This window comes from Leisingera sp. S132, from assembly GCF_025144465.1.
GTDB lineage: Bacteria > Pseudomonadota > Alphaproteobacteria > Rhodobacterales > Rhodobacteraceae > Leisingera.
This window is the reverse complement of the sequence record NZ_CP083553.1, coordinates 456,164-474,632: the sequence shown is the minus strand read 5'-3', so window position 1 is coordinate 474,632 and position 18,469 is coordinate 456,164. Positions and strand designations below refer to the sequence as shown.

18 protein-coding genes are annotated in these 18,469 nt (G+C 62.8%); 7 read left to right on the top strand and 11 right to left on the bottom strand.

Features of this window, described 5'->3' with window-relative positions; translation table 11 throughout:
- Window positions 1-16 precede the first annotated feature (16 nt).
- Window positions 17-835 (top strand): helix-turn-helix transcriptional regulator, encoded by an 819-nt coding sequence (locus K3725_RS02325; RefSeq protein WP_260017262.1) that lies wholly within the window; start codon window positions 17-19, stop codon window positions 833-835.
- A gap of 94 nt (window positions 836-929) precedes the next feature.
- On the opposite strand, the gene K3725_RS02320 is transcribed toward K3725_RS02325, so the two are convergent.
- From K3725_RS02320 to K3725_RS02310, 3 genes are all read right to left on the bottom strand, one after another.
- Window positions 930-2,228, bottom strand: a complete 1,299-nt coding sequence (locus K3725_RS02320) for a dicarboxylate/amino acid:cation symporter (RefSeq protein ID WP_260017261.1) — start codon at window positions 2,226-2,228, stop codon at window positions 930-932.
- Window positions 2,229-2,384: 156 nt separating this feature from the next.
- Complete coding sequence (locus tag K3725_RS02315; protein WP_260017260.1) at window positions 2,385-3,776, bottom strand: amino acid racemase; 1,392 nt, start codon at window positions 3,774-3,776, stop codon at window positions 2,385-2,387.
- A gap of 41 nt (window positions 3,777-3,817) precedes the next feature.
- Window positions 3,818-5,212 (bottom strand): aspartate ammonia-lyase, encoded by a 1,395-nt coding sequence (locus tag K3725_RS02310; protein ID WP_260017259.1) that lies wholly within the window; start codon window positions 5,210-5,212, stop codon window positions 3,818-3,820.
- A 184-nt stretch (window positions 5,213-5,396) separates the two neighbouring features.
- On the opposite strand from K3725_RS02310, the gene K3725_RS02305 reads away from it, so the two are divergent.
- Window positions 5,397-6,290 (top strand): LysR family transcriptional regulator, encoded by an 894-nt coding sequence (locus K3725_RS02305; protein WP_260017258.1) that lies wholly within the window; start codon window positions 5,397-5,399, stop codon window positions 6,288-6,290.
- A gap of 15 nt (window positions 6,291-6,305) precedes the next feature.
- On the opposite strand, the gene K3725_RS02300 is transcribed toward K3725_RS02305, so the two are convergent.
- Window positions 6,306-7,214 carry a LysR substrate-binding domain-containing protein gene (locus K3725_RS02300; protein WP_260017257.1) on the bottom strand — a complete coding sequence of 303 codons (909 nt, stop codon included), beginning with the start codon at window positions 7,212-7,214 and terminating at the stop codon, window positions 6,306-6,308.
- 279 nt (window positions 7,215-7,493) lie between these two features.
- Here K3725_RS02300 and K3725_RS02295 point away from each other — a divergent pair, with 279 nt between their 5' ends.
- From K3725_RS02295 to K3725_RS02280, 4 genes are read left to right on the top strand one after another with little or no spacing between them, the layout of a single operon-like run.
- Complete coding sequence (locus tag K3725_RS02295; protein ID WP_260017256.1) at window positions 7,494-8,111, top strand: paraquat-inducible protein A; 618 nt, start codon at window positions 7,494-7,496, stop codon at window positions 8,109-8,111.
- A complete protein-coding gene (locus tag K3725_RS02290; protein WP_260017255.1) occupies window positions 8,078-8,722 on the top strand; it encodes a paraquat-inducible protein A in 645 nt (214 codons plus the stop codon). Before K3725_RS02295 ends, K3725_RS02290 begins: the two co-directional genes overlap by 34 nt.
- Complete coding sequence (locus K3725_RS02285; RefSeq protein WP_260017254.1) at window positions 8,709-10,790, top strand: MlaD family protein; 2,082 nt, start codon at window positions 8,709-8,711, stop codon at window positions 10,788-10,790. The genes K3725_RS02290 and K3725_RS02285 overlap by 14 nt, the downstream gene beginning before the upstream one ends.
- A 1-nt stretch (window position 10,791) precedes the next feature.
- Window positions 10,792-11,349, top strand: a complete 558-nt coding sequence (locus tag K3725_RS02280) for a membrane integrity-associated transporter subunit PqiC (RefSeq protein ID WP_260017253.1) — start codon at window positions 10,792-10,794, stop codon at window positions 11,347-11,349.
- Window positions 11,350-11,380: 31 nt separating this feature from the next.
- Here the strand turns inward: K3725_RS02280 and K3725_RS02275 are convergent, their stop codons facing one another.
- The 7 genes from K3725_RS02275 to K3725_RS02245 all read right to left on the bottom strand — a co-directional run bounded on the left by K3725_RS02275 (window position 11,381) and on the right by K3725_RS02245 (window position 17,369).
- Window positions 11,381-11,719, bottom strand: a complete 339-nt coding sequence (locus tag K3725_RS02275) for a RidA family protein (protein ID WP_260017252.1) — start codon at window positions 11,717-11,719, stop codon at window positions 11,381-11,383.
- Between the two features lie 9 nt (window positions 11,720-11,728).
- Window positions 11,729-13,123, bottom strand: coding sequence for an NAD(P)/FAD-dependent oxidoreductase (locus tag K3725_RS02270; protein WP_260017251.1), 1,395 nt, complete (start codon window positions 13,121-13,123; stop codon window positions 11,729-11,731).
- Entirely contained in the window at window positions 13,110-13,421 is a 312-nt protein-coding gene (locus K3725_RS02265; protein WP_260017250.1) for a (2Fe-2S)-binding protein, read from the bottom strand. Before K3725_RS02265 ends, K3725_RS02270 begins: the two co-directional genes overlap by 14 nt.
- Window positions 13,396-14,496, bottom strand: a complete 1,101-nt coding sequence (locus K3725_RS02260; protein WP_260017249.1) for an FAD-binding oxidoreductase — start codon at window positions 14,494-14,496, stop codon at window positions 13,396-13,398. Before K3725_RS02260 ends, K3725_RS02265 begins: the two co-directional genes overlap by 26 nt.
- A gap of 69 nt (window positions 14,497-14,565) precedes the next feature.
- The gene (gene dctP, locus K3725_RS02255; protein WP_260017248.1) at window positions 14,566-15,558 is read right to left on the bottom strand and encodes a TRAP transporter substrate-binding protein DctP; all 993 of its coding nucleotides are present in this window, start codon (window positions 15,556-15,558) and stop codon (window positions 14,566-14,568) included.
- A 45-nt stretch (window positions 15,559-15,603) separates the two neighbouring features.
- Window positions 15,604-16,902: a TRAP transporter large permease gene (locus tag K3725_RS02250; RefSeq protein ID WP_260017247.1), complete on the bottom strand. Its 1,299-nt coding sequence runs from the start codon at window positions 16,900-16,902 to the stop codon at window positions 15,604-15,606.
- Complete coding sequence (locus K3725_RS02245) at window positions 16,899-17,369, bottom strand: TRAP transporter small permease (RefSeq protein ID WP_260017246.1); 471 nt, start codon at window positions 17,367-17,369, stop codon at window positions 16,899-16,901. Before K3725_RS02245 ends, K3725_RS02250 begins: the two co-directional genes overlap by 4 nt.
- Window positions 17,370-17,481: 112 nt before the next feature.
- Here K3725_RS02245 and K3725_RS02240 point away from each other — a divergent pair, with 112 nt between their 5' ends.
- Window positions 17,482-18,444 (top strand): LysR family transcriptional regulator, encoded by a 963-nt coding sequence (locus K3725_RS02240; RefSeq protein ID WP_260017245.1) that lies wholly within the window; start codon window positions 17,482-17,484, stop codon window positions 18,442-18,444.
- The last annotated feature ends 25 nt before the right edge of the window (window positions 18,445-18,469 follow it).

The window sequence follows — 18,469 nt, the reverse complement described above, 5'->3', positions numbered from 1 at the left end:
TAAACTAGCATAAACCATGCCCGAAACCCGCCTCTCCGCCAATCTTCGGCTGCTGTGCAGCTATGGCCGGTCTGTCTCGGATGTATGCCGTCGAATCGGTATCAACCGGCAACAGTTCAACAAATACCTAACCGGCCAGACCGTACCGTCGCTGGCCACCCTGCGCCGGATCTGCGACTTCTTTGGCGTGGATGAGGCCGAGATCCTGCAGGAGCATTCCGCCTTCGCCAAACTGGTCCGCTTGCGTCCGCCGGTTCTGGCCCGGTCCGAAGATCCCCTATCTGCGCAGTTGGAGAAGGTCGTTCGCCGCGACCGCTGCAATGCTGCCCTGCTGGAGCGCCACGCGGGATACTATCACATCTACATGAGTCCGGATCCGTCCAAGGGTTATCTGCTCAAAAGCGCCGGGCGCATTTATGGCAGCGGGCAGGAATGGTTTTCCAAGGAACTGGAGCGCTATGAGGATGATGAATTTGCGGTTCCATCGACACTGAAGCACGCAGGCCTCGTTTTCGAAGCCCACAAACGGATCTTCATAACCAGCCGGGAGCAGGGCCAGGGCAACGGCATGTGGACCACTGCCCTGATTGCCTCGGACTACGAAGAGCCGTCGTTTCTGCCCGGGCTGATCCAAGGCATCGAACCGGAAGGCGGGCACATGCTGTATGGCACCCGCGTGGTCTGGGAGTATCTGGGAAAATCACCGGATCTGCGGAAGGTACTGCAGCGGTGCGGCGCCTACCAGAGCAGCAGTCCCGAAGTGCCCGAGTTCGTGCGCAATTCCATTTTTGCAGCGGGCAGCGCTTCTTCAACCATATTGAGTGCCGGCTTCTAGCGCCGGACCCGTAAAGCCCGCCGCGAAGCAAGGGCTTCTTGGCAAGAATACCGGCCGCACCTGCCGGTGCGGCCGCAGTGACGTGCGTGGCTGACTACGCCCGGGAGACGCCGGGGGTTTTCAGCACATGGGGAGTGTCATACGCCTCCAGATCAATTTGATCTTCAGACTTCGCAATGAGCACTGTGCAGGCTGCGTCGCCCGTGACATTGAGCGAGGTGCGCGCCATGTCGAGAATGCGGTCAATGCCTGCAATGATGGCAACACCTTCAAGCGGCAGGCCGACGGAGGTCAGAACCAGCGACAGCATGACCAGCCCGGCCCCGGGAACACCGGCGGTTCCGATGGAGGCAAGCGTCGATGTCAGAATGATCGTGGCGTATTCCGGCATGCCCAGTTCAATTCCAAAGGCCTGCGCCACAAAAAGAGCAGCAACACCCTGGTACATGGCGGTTCCGTCCATGTTGATCGTCGCGCCAAGCGGCAGCGTGAAGCTTGCAACTGACCTGTTCACACCAAGATTCTGCTGGACAGCAGTCATTGTGACAGGAAGTGTTCCCGAGGAGGATGTGCTGGTGAAAGCCACGATCTGCGGCTCAATGATGCCTTGGAAGAAGCGAACCGGGTTCAGGCGCGCAAATACCGAAACGAGACCGCCATAAACGATCAGCGCATGCAGGACACAGCCGATATAGAGTGCAGCGATGACGGTGCCCAGAGGCAGCAGAAGATCAAGCCCGTAGGTTCCGGCAACCCAGGCCATCAGTGCGAACACGCCATAGGGCGCGAAACTGATCACAATCTCCGTCAGCTTGAGAACAACTGAGTTAAGGGCTTCAAAGAATTCCCGCACTGGCTTGCCTGCTTCGCCAACCAAGTTGATCGCCAGGCCGAACATGATTGCGAAAAAGATGATCTGCAGAACGTTTCCGTCTGCGGCGGCGGCAACCGGGTTCTTCGGAACGATCCCGATGAGCTGCTGAATAAAGGGCGGCGACGTCTTGGGCTCCATTGCGGCGGCGGCGCTCAGGTCGATGCCCGCGCCCGGTTGCATCAGCAATCCCAAAGCCAGGCCGATCGTGATCGCGAATGCGGTGGTGCCCAGATAGAAAACGATCGACTTCAGCCCAATTCGACCCATGCGCGCCATGTCGCTGACGGATGTCATGCCGCAGACGAGCGACACGAAGATCAGCGGGACAATCAGCATTTTTATGAGCGACAGGAACAAGGTCCCGATGTTCTTGATCATGCCGGCAATTGCCTGGTTGCCGGTTGCGTTCAGCAGAACGCCTGTAATCACGCCGAGAACAAGTGCGATCACAATTTGCTTCCACAAAAGCATGTTTCTCCAGGGTGCCAAAAACCCTGTTTTTTGACTGGTATTCGCCATAAGGACCTCCCTTTCCAAGGCAGCCGACCGGATCGGGCTGCCGGCAGTCGCAGCATGGTACCAGTTCGATGGCAGGCAACGTCACGCAAACATGGAAAGGGCATTGCAAGTTTTGCAACGCCCTTTCAGCTTCCAGGAAGAAACCGGATCAGGACCCTAGGCCTTTGCCAGTTGCACGCATTTACGGGCCAGCACATCGGTTGGGTCAACGGCCAGCGCCCCTAGATCGCCGGTGCCCGCGGTTACAAGCAGAGGGAGTTCCGTGCAGCCGAGAATGACCGCCTCGGCGCCGCGCGCAACCAGATGGGAAAACGCCCGGGTTATCTGCTCCTTGCAGAGACCCTCGGTGTGCCCCGCCTTTACGCCGCCCGGGCCGTAGATGGATTCCATGACCAGGTTTTGATGCTGTTCATCGGGAACGATATAACTAAGGCCAGCCTCCTCGAGAGCCTGCTGATACAGGCCGCTTCGTATTGTTCCATCTGTGCCAAGTATGCCGACTCTGCGTGTCGCAGGCGCGTTTTCCTTAATGTGGTCAGTGGCAGCCGACAAAATGCTGATGATCGGAACGTCAAGATGGCGCTGGATACGATCGACATAGGCGTGAGCGGTGTTGCAGGGGATAACCAGAATATCGGCCCCGCCGCGTTCCAGCTTCTTGCAGGTGGAATAGAGGGCGACCGTCGGATCGGCACCTGATCCCACCAGGTTTTCCGTCCGGTCAGGAATCTGCGGGTTTTGTTCGACCAGCACCTTGATGTGATCCTGATCGCAGGCGGCCTCTGTCCCCTTGACCAGCTTAGCCAGGAAATCCACCGTTGCGGCAGGCCCGACGCCGCCAACCACACCGACCTTGAACCGGCGGCGGCGGCCTGGTTGCGTCTCCTCCAGCGCGTGTTCCGCATAAACCGCCGCGGTGTCGATGGCTGTCATTCCCTTTGGCAGGTCTAGCTGATCAAGCAGCAGAGGCAATTCGGAAAGCCCGGGCACAAAAACCGCCGCCCCCTGCTCCGATAGACTGGCAAGGGCTGCGTTGATGGGCTGCAGCACCTCATCCCTGCGGTTGCCTGTTTTGAAACCGTTGCCGCCATAGACCGCTTCCATCACTGCGCGTTCCAAATCCGCGGCAGGATAGACAACGTGCACATCCTCGCCGAACAGGTTCTCGAACAGGCCGTTCTCCCTGACAAAAGGCGTTGCGATGACGCCAATCTTCTCCGGTTGGGGTTTCAGCTTCGCAACAGCAGCCGTGATCGCGCCGGTCATGCTGATCAGCTTCAGCTCAAGCTCATCTTCCAGTTCATGCAGGAAACTATGCGTGACAAAACAAGGCAGAAGAGCCGCATCGCATCCATCCCTCTGCATGCGGGACAGCGTATCAAATACATAGAGCTTCCGGTGTGTGGGGATGTAGGCCGGCTCCTTGGGGGAGACAGGTTCACGCAGTGGCTTCTGATGGAAAATCAGCTCCCGGTGATCCTCTTCCGACCTGACAGGAGTCATCTGCACAATTCTGTTCAGCAGGTCGGCCCCGGCGAGGGCGCCCAAGCCTCCGACAATTCCCAGGCGGAGAGACTGGTTTCTGTTCATCAGGCGTTCTCCGGTATCCTGCCCTGAAGATGTTTCAGAGCTGTCTCGGCCAATTCTTCCGGCAATGCCGGCAGTGCAGCGGACTGCAGACTCAGACCGTTTTCCTGCGCATATTTCGCAAGTTTGGTCGCGGCTTCATAGCCGATTACGGGGGCGAGCGCAGTTACGTGCACAAGACTATTGCTCAGCAGAAACTGGCACCTGTCCTCATCTGCGATGATGCCGTCCACGCACCGGGTTCGCAGCACGTTCATTGCACTGGTCAGTGACCCCATTGTTTCCAGCACCTTGTGGATGATGACAGGTTCCATCGCGTTGAGCTGAAACTGGCCTGCCTCGGCGGCCATCGTGACAGTCAGATCATTGCCAATCGCCTGATAGCAAACTTGATTGACCACTTCCGGAATGACCGGATTGATTTTTCCAGGCATGATCGAAGACCCTGCCTGGACCGCCGGCAAAATGATTTCGCCAATCCCTGCCCGCGGCCCGGAAGACATGAGGCGCAAATCGTTGCAAATCTTGGACAGCTTGATGCCAACCCGCTTGAGCGTGCTGGAAAACATCACAAAGGCGCCGAGATCAGAGGAGGCCTCTATGAGGTCCGCGGCCAGTTGAAGCGGTTCGCCCGTGATGTCCCGCAGGTGCGCAACAGCTGCTTCACCGAAGTGCGCAGGTGCATTGATGCCGGTACCAATTGCCGTGCCTCCCAGGTTCACTTCTGTCAGAAGTCGGGACAGGTCGCATAGCCGGTCAGCGTCCTCATTTATCGTCGTGGCATAACCCCGGAACTCGGCGCCAAGCGGCATCGGCACAGCATCCTGAAGCTGCGTGCGCCCGACCTTCATAATTTTCTGAAACTCCGCTGCCTTGTTGCCGAATGAATTGGTCAGCCCGTGCATTGCCTCAATCAGGGGCGTGATCCGCGAGAGGACAGCCAGCCGGATTGCTGTGGGATAGACATCGTTTGTGGATTGCGAGCGGTTCACGTCATCATTCGGGTGAAGCCGCCCGTAGGCGCCAAAATCCGCACCCAGCTTCTTCAGCCCGAGATTCGCGATGACCTCGTTGGCATTCATATTGGTCGATGTGCCTGCGCCGCCTTGCATGACATCGACAACAAACTGATTGTGGTGGCGGCCGGCAATGATCTCATCGCAGATGCCGGCAATGGCCGCCGCTTTCCCGGCGGGCAAAGCACCTAGATCCCGGTTCGCCAGCGCACAGGCCTTTTTGACGGAGGCCAGACCGGTGATCAATTCCGGATAGTGGCTGATTGAAACCCCTGTTATCGGGAAGTTCTCCAGCGCCCGCTGGGTCTGACTGCCCCACGCGGCGGCCAGCGGGATCTTCACCGGGCCAAGACTGTCGGACTCTGTTCGGTAGTTGCTCATCATCTGGGACCTTTTCTGCGGTCTCGCGCCGGCATCAGAACACGCGGAGCCGGGAGACCGTTATCGTGCAGGCCGGAACTTACTGCTGCCCACCCCATGCAACCATGACAACCAGCGCAAGGATGTTGCAAACTTTGCAACCCGCTCCTACCGTTCAGAGATCCCATTCAGATGGAGAAGACAGGTGGAGATCGACTGGCTGGAAGACTTCCTGGCCCTTTCGGCCGCGGGTGTGTTTGCCCGCGCCGCGGATGCGCGCAACATAAGCCAGTCTGCCTTTACGCGGCGGATTAAAAACCTGGAAAACTGGACAGGGACACCCTTGTTTGACAGGAGCGTGCACCCTGTCGAGCTCACCGTGGCAGGCAAGGCTTTCAAGCAAACCGCTATCGACACAGTTGCGGCGCTGAAGCAATCTAAAAGCGATATACGCGGCCTGTCCCGCCAGGAAGCATCAGTGCTGGACTTCGTCGCGCTTCACACCCTGGCCATTTCCTTCTTTCCGGCGTGGCTCATGCGCATGTCCAGTCATCTTGGCCCCATCAAATCCAGGCTGGTTGCGGAAAACTTTTCAGGCTGCGCGGAGGCGATACTGTGCGGAAGCGCAGACTTCATGCTGTGCTACCACCACCCCGCTGTCCCCACGATTTCTGATGAAAACCGGTACCCGTCCTCGACGATTGCCAAAGACCGGATCATAGCTGTCAGCGGTGCCGGTGCTGACGGGCGCACCAAGTTCATCTTGGAGGGCGATGACACGGTGCCGCTTTTGTCTTATTCACCTGACACCTTTCTGGGCCGGGTGTCCCAGGTTTGCCTGAAACGGGGAAACTTAAGCGGCAAAGTGGATCCTATCTATGAGAATTCGGTGGCTGAAGCACTCAAGTCCGCCTGTCTGGCCGGCCTGGGAGTTGCCTTCCTGCCCGAAGGGGCTGCGGCGCGGGAGCTGAAAGACGGCACACTGCACAAAATCAGCAGTCCGGAATTCGAACTCGACATTGACATAAAGCTTTACCGGTCAATCGAACGTTCCAGAGCTGAACTGGAGCGCTTCTGGATGCTGGCTCAAAACCCCTGAGGCCTGCGGCAGCGTTTACCGCGCTGATGAGGCGGCGCTTTCTGCCAGTGTCCAAAACCGCTCCACGGACGGGCGGCTTCTTTCAATCGAGCGGTACAGCTTGATGGACATCCGGCGTTCAGATACGTCGTCGCTGATGCGCACAAGCTTGCCCTGATCAAGCAGTGGCAGGATTGTCATCCGGGGCAGCCAGGCCACTCCCAATCCTTCCGCACAGGCCGCTTTCTGCGCTTCAGCCACCGAGTTTTCGCTGCGGATCTCCAGTTTTTCCGCCAGTTCTGCCCGCTTGATGGAGATCTCGCTCATCCGCCCCAGAAAGCTCTCCGGGGAATAGGCCAGGAACGGCAGTTTACCGTCCTGATCGAAGCGGTAGAGCGCGTTGCCAAACGCGTCGGTGCCGGACACGGCCACAAGCCTGTCGTCCGCGATCCTGATTGACGGGTAGCGGTCATCTTTGGACATTGTGGCAATGGACGGATGATCATAACAGAGCATGAAATCTGTTGTTCCGGCCATCAGCGTTTCGACACAGTCCGAGAAATTCTCAACCGCAAACTTAGTGTTGATCGGGCCAATGGCAGCGGAGATGCTCTTTATCCACGCTGGTACAAAGGAAATTGCGAGTGTGTGCAGAGCGGAAATACTGATCACATCCCCCTCGCGCCGCACGAGCTGCTTCAGATCCTGCCGGGCGAGGCGAAGCGCATTCATGGTCTCATAGGCTGTTGGCCGGAAAGCCTCTCCGGCTGCCGTCAGAACCACCGGGTGCACGCTTCTGTCAAACAGGACCGCTCCCGCCCAGTGCTCCAGATTCTTAATCCTGCGCGTGAAGGCAGACTGGCTGATGTTTCTGGCGCTGGCGGCCTTGGCAAAGATTCCTGCCGACGCAAGGGCGAGGAAATCCTCCAGCCAATCTGTTTCCATACCTGCTCTCCTTAGGGCGCGATTGATTGTAACGGGGAACGGCGGCTGAAGGTGTTGCAAACCTTGCAATCCCCTTGCAAGTTATCTCTGGCAGCCTGACACACAGGACCTGCGGGCCTGGAGCACCGCAAACGGAAAGGCCGCCGCTGTTCAAGCTCTGCGCGGCCGCGAAACATGCCAAGCCCGGATTGATATGGCCCTCATTTTGGTGATCATGAGGTCCAGCTGCCGTTTGAACACGCAGCAACTGGCCAGACAGCGGAAACAGACAGCAGAGACATGCATACAGATCAGCTCATTGCCTGCCCGACCTGCGACGTGCTGAACCGCGACGAGGATGTGAAGCCACATTCGGTTGCCCGCTGCGCCCGCTGCGGCACGGTGCTGGCAGCGCCCAAGTCGGGCGCCATGACACGGATCGCGATGCTGTCGCTGACCGCGCTGATCCTGCTCGCCGCAGCGGCCGGTTTCCCGTTTCTGGAGCTGAGAGCACAGGGCCTGTCGCATCAGGCCTCGGTCCTGGACGCCGTGCTGGCCTTTTCCAGCGGGCCGATGGCGCCTCTGTCGCTGGCGACCGGCCTGCTGATCGTGCTGCTGCCCGCGGCACGCTATAGCGCGCTGATCTATACTCTGGCGCCGATGGCCCTGGGATGGCACCCCGCGCCGCATGCCGCAACGGCCTACCGCTGGGCTGAGCGGCTGAAACCCTGGGCAATGGCTGAGATCTTCATCATCGGCGTGGCGGTGGCGCTGGTCAAAGTCTCCGGCCTGGCCCGCGTCGGGCTGGGGCCCGCCTTCTGGGCATTTGCCGCGCTCCTGGTGGTCACCATTCTGACCGACAACGCAATTTGCAGGCTGACCGTATGGAAAACCCTGAAAACCCGCAGCGCTTCCTGACTGCCGCAGCCGCCGGGCTGGCCGGCTGCCGCGCCTGCGGAACCGCCAACCCGGGCGGTGCCCGGGCTTGCACGTGCTGCGGCAGCCCGCTGGCGCCTGCCGCCCCCGCCAGCCTGCAGCGTGTCTGGGCCTGGCTGGCAGCGGGGCTGGTCGCCTATGTGCCCGCCAATGTCTACCCGATGCTGCGCACAACCACCTTCGGCCGCAGCTCAGAAAACACCCTGATCGGCGGCATCGCCGAACTGTTCAGCCACGGCTCCTACGGTGTGGCCCTGATCGTTTTCTTCGCCAGCATCGTGATCCCCGTGGCCAAGTTCCTGGCCATCGCCTATTTGGCGGTGTCCGTCCGCAAACCGGCAGCCCTTGGCGGTCATGGCCGGCTGGTGCTTTATGAAGTGGTCGAATTTATCGGGCGGTGGTCGATGATTGATGTCTTTGTGGTGGCAATCCTGACCGCCCTCGTCCAGCTTGATTTCGCCGCTGCCATCGCCCCCGGCATGGCAGCGGTCAGTTTTGCCTTGTCGGTTGCCTTTACCATGCTGGCTGCCCAGAGTTTTGATCCGCGCCTGATCTGGAACGCGGAAAGCGAGAATTTGAATGACCACGCCTGATCCCGCCCCGATGAACATCACGGCCCGGCGCCCTTCGCCCTGGCGCAATCTTTCACTGGTCTGGCTGGTGCCGCTGGCGGCGCTGGCGGTTTCCCTCGGGGTGGCCTGGAAAGCCTATTCCGAGCGCGGTGTGCTGATCACCATCAGCTTTGAAAACGCCTCTGGCATCGCTGCAAATGAAACAACGGTGCGCTACCGCGATGTGGTGATCGGCCGGGTGGAAAAAGTCGGCTTTGCCGGCGATCTGAGCAAGGTGTCCGTCCAGGCCCGCATCGACAAGGAGATCGCCCCTTATCTGGACGCGGATGCCGCCTTCTGGGTGGTGCGTCCGGAAGTATCGGCACGCGGCATATCCGGGCTTAGCACGGTGCTGTCCGGCGTCTACATCGAAGGCAGCTGGGATCAGGACGCGGGTCTTGCACAAACCATTTTTAAAGGCGCCGACCGGCCGCCGCTGGCGCAGCCGGGCCGTGGCGGCCGGCGTATTACCCTGCGCACCGATGACGGCCGGATGATTTCCGAGGGCGCACCGGTGCTGTTCCGCGGCATTGAGGTCGGGCGTTTGGAAACTCCGCGCCTGACCGTCAGCGGCGACAGCATTGTCGTCGATGCCTTCATCGAAGCGCCCCACGACCGGCGCATCAACTCCGCCACCCGGTTCTGGGACAGCTCTGGTTTCTCGGTCTCGATCGGCCCCAGCGGGCTGTCGCTTGACGTGGACAGCATCGCCTCCCTGGTGGCCGGAGGCATCGAGTTCGATTCCGTCTTTGACGGCGGCCAGGCTGTTGGCCCCGGCACCGTCTTCGACATCCACGCGGACGAGGCCGCGGCCCGCCGTACCGCGTTTGCCCGCACCCTGTCTGGCGGGGTTGCCGTCGCCGTCGCCTTTGACGAGTCGGTGGCGGGCCTGGCCAGCGGCGCGGCGGTTCAACTGCGCGGGGTCAAGGTGGGCGAGGTCAGCAGCCTCAACGCCGCCATTCAAAGCGGCGGCGAAGCCGAGGTGCGGCTGATCGCCAAGCTGCTGCTGGAGCCTGCACTGATGGGACTGCCGCGCGGCGCGGGCGAGGCAGAGGCGCTTGATTTCCTTGACCAGGCGGTGGCGGGCGGCCTGCGGGCGCGGCTGGCGTCTGCCAGCCTGTTCAGTTCGGAGCTGATCATCGAACTGGTGACGCTGGAGGATGCAGAGCCTGCGGTGTTTGCCCGCACCGCCGAACCGTTCCCGCAACTGCCCAGCGCCCCCTCCGATCTGCCCGACTTCACCGCAACCGCCGAAGGCATGCTGGAGCGCATCAACGCGTTGCCGGTCGAGGAGCTGATGGCACAGGTCATCGCAACGCTCGCCAGCATCGAGAACCTGGCCTCCGCCGACAGCACCCGCCAGACCCCGGCGGCGGCCGTCGCCTTGCTGGAAGACGCCCGCGCCCTGGTGACCGACCCCGGCACCCGCGCCCTGCCCGGGGAATTGCACGGCGCGGTCGCTGACCTGCGCGCAATGCTGACGGAGCTGCAGCAGGGCAAGGCCGCGGCCAAACTGACCGCCGCTCTGGACCAGGGCAGCCAGGCCGCCGCCAGCCTTGCCGCCGCATCGGATGAGCTGCCGGCCTTGGTTGCCGACTTCCGGGCGCTGGCGGCCAAGGCGAATTCGCTGGAGGCCGAGGAGCTGATCCGCTCCGCCAGCCAGCTGATGGAAAGCGCCGACGCGGTGATCGGCACCGAGGGCGCCCGCGCCCTGCCCCCGGCCCTGACCGCCGCGCTGGCGGAGATGCAGGCCACACTGGAAGACATGCGCCAGGGCGGGCTGGTCGAGAATGCCAATGCAACCATGTCCTCTGCTCGCGGCGCGGCTGACGCTGTAGCTGCCGCTGCAGAAGGCCTGCCAGCGTTGTCCGCCCGGCTGGAACGCCTCGTGGCCCAGTCAGAGGCGCTGATCGCCTCCTATGGCTCCCGCTCCAGCTTCAACTCCGAAACCCTGGACGCACTGCGCGAGATCAGAACCGCCGCCCGTGCGGTGTCCCAGCTGGCGCGCAAGATCGAACGCGACCCGAATTCCCTGCTGTTTGGAAGATAAGATGATTAAAGCCCTGAAATTTCTGCTCCCCATAACCCTGCTGGCGGCCTGCGCCGGGGGCAATGATCCGCGTTATCTGATTGCCTCTGCGCCGGGTGAAACTGTCGCCAATCTGCGCTCCCGCTCGATTGAGGTGCGGCTGGTGTCGCTGCCCGCCTACGCCGCGGCCTCGGACATCGTTGCGGAGGGCGAAGGCGGCGCGCTTTATGCACTGGGTGGCGCGCAATGGGCAGATGATCCGGCCCGCGGCATGACCGCCGCCCTGGCCCGCGGATTGAACGAGCGCACCGGCGCTGCCGCAGCCATCGAACCCTGGCCGCTGAACAACGGCCCGGACGCGCGCCTGGATGTGCGGGTGGATCAGGTCTATGCCCGCGCCGATGGCCAGTTTGAGCTGTCCGGCCAGTTCGCGGTCTCCTCGCCCGAAGGCACGATGCGGGAATTCGTGAAGCGGTTTGACATCACCACGCCCGTCAACGGCACTGGCCCGGCTGCCACCGCCGATGCCCTGTCGGTAGCGCTGGCAGAGCTGGCCCGCCAGGTTTCACAGTCCCTGTAGACGGCCTGGTTGAAACCTTCCGGCGGACCTGTCAGCAGGCCGCCGTCACGATGATTTCCACTTTCAGCTCCGGCCGCGCCAGCTTGGCCTCGCCGCAGGCGCGGGCCGGGGCGTGGCCTTCGGGCACCCAGGCATCCCAGACCGCGTTCATTCCGGCAAAGTCCTCCATGTCGGCGAGCCACACAATCGCCTGCAGGATCTGCTTCGGCGAGGACCCGGCCTTTTCCAGCAGCGCCTCGACGCGGGACAGGCAGTCGCGGGTCTGCGCGGCCACATCGGCGCCGTCGCCGACCTGTCCGCACAGATAGGCGACGCCGTTGTGCTTCACGATCTTGCTCATGCGGGTGCCGGTGTCGATCCGTTCGATCATTATTTTCTCCTATTCAGCGGCATTGGCGGATGGGTCTTCCATCGCGGCCAGTTCACCCAGTGTCACGGGTTTAATCGGCGGCCGGATCCGGTAGTAGCCGGTTTCATCCGGCGTCTGCCCGTTGGCCTCCGCCAGCAGCGCGGTCACGGTCAGCCCGCAATAGCGGCCCTGGCACGGCCCCATGCCTGCGCGGCCAAAGGCCTTGGCCTGGTTCGGCCCCAGGCAGCCAAGCTTGGCATAGCTGCGGATGTCCCCCGCAGTGACCTCCTCGCAGCGGCAGACGATGGTGCTGTCCGCAGGCCGCAATGCGTCTGCATAGGGCGGATAGGCCGCATCCAGAAACGGCCGCACAGAGGCTTCCCGGCTGCGGCGGCTGAACAGCGGTGCGGCCAGACGGTCGCACTCCTGCAATGTGATCCGGCCCAGCTCCTCTGCCGCTTTCAACGCGGCGATCCGCCCGGCAAATTCTGCCGCGATGGCGCCGCTGATACCGGCACCGTCCCCGGCAATCAGGACACCGTCCCTGCCGGTCTCACCCCATTTTCCAGTCTCAGGCACAAAACACTGCTGCGCTTCGGACCAGGCATGCGGCACCCCGATGGAGCGGGCAGCCTGGGTGTTCGGCACCACCCCGTGATGCAGCAGGACGGTATCGCACGCGATTCTGTGCGCCTGCCCCTTGCTGCGGAAGGACACGGCTTCCGCCCGGGTGCTGCCCGTTACCGCGATGTTCGCCGCACCGGTATAGCGCGGCACACCGGCGCGCTTGATTTCCGCCAGCATTTTCATCCCCTTGGCCAGATAGCGCCAGCCGCGCAGCGCACCCGGCAGGTGGCGGGCGGATGCCATGAGGCCGGCCGCGGCCTGGGTCTCCACAAGCGCCAGCGGCGGCGTGCCGGCACGCACCATCTGCGCTGCGATCAAGTAAAGCAGCGGCCCGCTGCCGGTTAGCACGGCGCGGCGCGGCAAGACGCCGGATTGCTTCAGGAGAATCTGCGCGGCGCCTGCGGTCATCACACCCGGCAGGGTCCAGCCAGGGACCGGCATCGGACGCTCCAGCGCGCCGGTGGCCAGGATTATCCGTTCCGCGTCCACCTGCCCGGCCCGGCCATGCCGGGTGAAGGAAATGCGGAAACCGTCCTCGATGGCCCAGACAACAGCGCCGGAAAGATGGGTGACCGCCGAATGACGCAAGCCTTTTGTCAGGGTTGCCCCATGCAGATACTCCTGCCCAAGAATGGCACCGCGCGGGCCGCCTGCGCGGTCCACGTCGCGGTAGATCTGCCCGCCGGGTCGGTTCTGTTCATCCAGAAGGGCGACGCTCAGGCCCAATTGCGCGGCCTCGGATGCGGCGGCCATGCCTGCCGGACCGGCGCCGATGATTGCCAGGTCAAACCGTTGCATTGCCAGCCTCCGCTTCATGCGGGCGGGCAATCCGCATGCCCTCTTCCACTTCCAGCATACAGGCCTGCTGCACCCGGCCGCCGGTTTCCACCAGGCAGTCGAAACAGGCGCCCATCATGCAGAACGGTGCCCGCGGCGCACCTGAGACGGGGGTGTGGCGGAACACCTGCACGCCAGCGGCCAGCAGCGCGGCGGCCAGGTTGGCGCCTGCGGGCAGGTCCAGCGGCTCGCCGTCAAACCAGACCCGCACGCGGGGGCCCTCGCCTGCCAGCTCAAGAAACGGGGAAACGCTCTTCACTGAACACCTCCAGATCCGGGGCGGCCGCAGTGCCTTCCAGCCAGTCGGGCAGGAACAGCGCATGGGCCGCGGCCAGGGTGATGCCGCTGTGGCAGGTGACGAGGTAAGCGCCCGGCAGTTCCGGACTTTCCTGATAGATCGGCAGCCCGTCAGGCGACAGGATGCGCAGGGCGCCCCAGCTGCGCACCAGCTGCACGCGCGCCAGAGCCGGATAGGCCGCGATGGCCTCGGCGGCCAAGCCTGACAGGCCCGGCTGCGTCACCCCGTCATTCAGCCCGACCTCCTCGTTGGTGGCGCCGATCTGAATGCCGCCCTCGTCCACCTGGCGGGCAATCAGCGAGGGACGGTTGATCAGCTTTGGCATCTTCTCAGTGATCAGCACCTGGCCGCGCTGCGGCCGCACCGGCGCCTTGAAGCCCAGCTTAGGGCCAAGCTCCATCGCGCCAAGGCCTGCCGAGAGCACAACCTTGCCCGCCGTAACCACGGTGCCGTCGCTGCACTGGACCTTGAAGGCATCGGGCTTGGATACCCCGGTGACGGTTTTGCCGTTCAGAACCGTGCCGCCCAGCCGCCGCACGTCCTCTGCCAGTGATACCAGCAGCCGCAGCGGGTTTGCGTGGCCATCCTGATGATGCAGGATCGCGCCCGCCACCTTGGGGCCGATATGCGGCTCCTCGCGGCTCAGCGCATTGCGGCCCAGAACCTCATACGGGTAGTTGCCGCCCAGCTTGTCCTTCAGCGCATCGTACTGCGCCACAGTGGCGTAAAGCGTCTCCTCGGAGAAATGCAGATCGTAGCCGCCGTTCTGCTGCAGCACGACGGAGCGGCCGGTACCGTCTTCCAGCTCGGCGGCAAACCCGCCCCAGGCTGCGGCGGACTGCTGGCTCCAGCTGGCGTAGCGCGGCTGCTTCATGCCCTTGGACTGCACCCAGACCAGGCCGAAGTTGCCGCGGCTGGCCCGAAGGGCGCCGTCATCGCCGTCCAGCACCGTGACGCGCTTGCCGCGCCTCAGCAGCCCCCAGGCCACCGACAGGCCGACAACGCCGCCGCCGATCACTGCATAGTCTGCTTCCATCCTGCCGCCTCTCCGGGGTTGGCTGCGGTTGCGGGGCGGCGCAAAGCCGCCCCTGTCCTTGATACGGGATTACTTGCCGATCTGGTCAAGAATGCCCTGGCCCCAGTCGGCGCCAACGTCTTCCAGAACCACCGGCCAGACATCCGCGCGCACCTTGGCGGCCATCGCGGCCAGTTCGCCGGCGCTCAGATCCACCACCTTGGCCCCCAGTTCATCCGCCAGCCGCTGCTCCCATTTGCCCTGATCCTCTTCGGCGACGGTCCAGCGCTGCGCCTCGAACTCCGCCGCGGCGGCTTTCAGCGCCTCCTGATCTTCGGCGTCCAGCTCAGACAGCGAGCCGTTGGAGATGATCATGTACCAGACCTCAAAGTGGGTATTGGCCGGCACATAAGCCTTGGTCACATCGCGGAAGGACGCGTAATAGCCTTCGGCGCCGGAACCGATTACGCCGTCAACCACGCCGGTCTGGATCGCAGTGAACGCCTCGGAGAAGGGGATCGGCGACGGGATGTAACCCAGCGCCTCGCCGGTCAGCTGGAAGCTCTTGATGCCGGGCACCCGCACCTTGATGCCATTGGATTGCGACGGGTCGCCGGGGCTGACCGCGTCGGTGTTCAGCGCAATGCCGCCGAAATAAACCGGATAGGCCGCCAGCATGGTGATGTCCTGCTTGGCGTAAAGCTCTCCCATCACGCCGCGCACCGCGCCGCCGGGGCCGTAGATCTTGCGGGCCTCATCCCAATTGTTGGCCAGATAGGGGAAGGAGCTGATCTGCATCCGGCGGTCTGCGGCGGCAGCGGCCGGCTGGGTCGCCATGTCGATGGCGCCGACGCTGATGCGCTCCTGCACGGTGGTGTAATCCCCCAGCGCCGAGGCCGGGAAGATGTTGATCGAGACATCGCCGCCGGTGGCCTCGTCCACCTGGGCTGCAAAGGCGCGCAGCTCCTTGTCGATGGTGGTGTCCTGCGGGCGCACGTGGCTCATCTTCAGGTCCGCGGCCTGGGCGAGGCCCGCCAGCGACATCAGGGCAGCAGCAGCGGTGCCGGTCAGAAAGTGTTTCATGGGTAGTCTCCTCCGTAGGGTGTCAGGTGTATGTCAGGGATGGGGTCAGTAGCCGAAGAACCGCGGCAGAAAGAGCGACAGGTCGGGCCACAGCGAGGTCAGGAAGACCACCGGCACATAGCCTGTCAGGATCAGGATCATTGCGGGCGGGATCACCTTGGTGACCTTCACGTTGCCGATCCGCGCCCCAAGGTAGAGGATCGAGGCATAGGGCGGTGTGACGCCGCCCATCGCGGTGTTGACGCCCATGATCGCGGCGAACTGCACCGGGCTGACGCCGATCGCCTGCATCAGCGGCAGCAAGAGCGGCGCAATCAGGATGATGGCGGTGACGTCGTTCACGACCATGCCGACCAGGAACAGCAGGATGTTGATGAAGATCAGCAGCAGCACCTTGTTCTCGGTAACTTCGAAGATCGCGCTGACCATCTTTTGCGGGATCGCCTCATAGACGAACATCTGGCTCAGGATCATCGAGAACAGGATCATCACCATGATCGCACCCACGGCCGTCGCGGCCTCCTTGCCAGCCTCCAGGAAGCTGTCCCATTTCAGGCCCTTGTAGATGAAGAACCCAACCGGCAGCGCATAGATCACCGACAGCGCGGCGGCTTCAGTCGGGGTCATGATGCCGCCGTAAATACCGCCCAGGATGATCACCGGCATCAGCAGCGCCGGGGTGGCGTTAAAGCCCTTCTTGGCCACATCGCCTGCCAGCTGGGAGAAGGTGGGCGCATCATCCAGCACCAGGTTGAACTTGCGGCTCATCCACAGGTTCATGGCTGAGAAGTTGAACATAATCAGCAGGCCCGGCCCCAGGGTCGCCAGGAAACAGGCAAGGATCGAGGTATCGGTCACCCAGCCATAGACGATCATGGTCACCGACGGCGGGATCAGCAGGCCCAGAATCGACGAGTTGGCAATCAGCGCCGTTGCATATTCCCGCGGGTAGCCGCGCTTTTCCATCTCGGGGATCAGCAGCGGGCCGATGGCGGCGATGCCGGTCAGGCCGGAACCGGAGATCGCGCCGATAATGGCGCAGCTGACCGCGGCCACTACGCCCAGTCCGCCGCGGACATGGCCGATGAAGGCGTTGACGAAGTTCAAAAGCGAGGCGGCGATGCCGCTGGCCGACATGATGGTGCCAGCCAGCACGAACAGAGGAATGGCCAGCAGCACCGGGTTGCCCAGCTGCTGGGACCCCCACAGCATCATGCCCTTCATGGTCACATCACCCAGGAAATACATGATCATCAGGGCGGCCCCGAAACAGTAGGGCAGCGGCACGCCAAGGGTCAGGGTCAGCACCAGGACGGCGATGGCAAGAAGGGCGATCTCGATCATTTTGCGGCTCCGGCGCGCAGGGCATTGATGTGGCGCAGCAGGTGCACTGCGGTGTAGAGCATCATCAGCGCCAGACCGGCTGCCAGTGCCACTTCGGAATAGAATGTCGGCAGGTAGAGCGTCGGGCTCTCCTTCCAGACCCGCCAGGCGTACTGGGTGTATTCCCAGGCCCAGCTCAGCAGCCACAGGCCGACGGTCAGGCTGATGACTTCACCGATGATTGCCAGCACGGTGTGGCCGCGCTCTGTCTTGATGGCGATCTCCAGCACGTTGGCGCGGATGTGGGTGTCCTCGCGCGAGGCGTTCACAGCGCCGAGGATGTAGAGCCAGATGGTCGGGTAGAGCATGGTCTCCTCCAGCCCCATCACCGGGATCTGCAGCAGATAGCGGGTGACCACCTGCACGAACTGTCCCAGGGCCACCAGGCAGATCAGCCCGGTCAGCAGATACTTCGAAAATGTGTCCATCTATCCTCCTTCCGGCGTCCCCGCACCGGGTTTGGTGGATTTGGCTGGACAAGGGGCATAAGATCAATTTCAAAATATCTGTGACTCCATAAACTGTCTTGATACCCCAGCCATGAACTTCTCGATCCGCCAGATCTTCACCTTCCGCGAGGTCATGCGCAGCGGCTCCATCTCTCAGGCCGCGCGCACCGTCGGGCGCACCCAGCCCGCCGTCAGCACGATGATCTCCACGCTGGAGGGCGAGCTGGGCTTCAGCCTGTTCGTACGTGAGCAGGGCAAGCTGATCCCGACGCCGGAGGCCCGGTTCTTTCTCGAGGAGTGCGAGACCGTTCTGGAGCGCATCGAACGGGTCGAGCGCACGGTCAGCAAGATCCGCAGCCACGAGGCCGGCAAGCTGCGTGTCGCCTGCCATCCGGCGGCAGCCGGGCTGTTCATGCCGCGGATTCTAACGGATTTTCTGCAAGGCAAGGATGAGCTTGAGGCGGCACTGATCATGCGGTCTTCCGACGTGATCGAGGACCTGATCGCGTCGCAGCAGTTCGACATCGGCTTTGCCGAGACCCCGGCCCCGCGCCCCTCAGTCCGGCAGATGGATTTCGATCTGGAATGCGTCTGCGTCGTCCCTGCCAGCGACCCGCTTGCCGCTGCCGCGGAAATCACCCCGCAGGACCTGGACGGCAAACCGATGGCGGTGCTGTTCGATCAGCACCCGCTGACAGTGCGGACAGAGGCCGCCTTTCACCGGAGCGGCTGCCGGTTCCGCAAGCGGCTGGAGCTGCGCACCTGGGCACCTGGCCTGCAATTTGTTGCGGCAGGCATCTGCTACATGATCTGCGACATGATCACTGCCTACAGCTGCCTGCAGCAGCGGCAGACCACGAAGGATCTGGTGTTTCGCAGGTTCCGCCCGCGAATCGGAACCGGCGTATCGATCCTGACGCCGGGCTACGCCACCCAGTCGCTGACCTCCAAGGCATTCGCAGAGCAGCTGTGCAACGCCATCGAAAACATGCAGGCGGAAATGGAAACCTGCCTTGGCCACCAGGGGCAGGCCTTCCCCGCGCCTCCGCAGTAATGCGTACCGCGGCAGCGCGAATGCG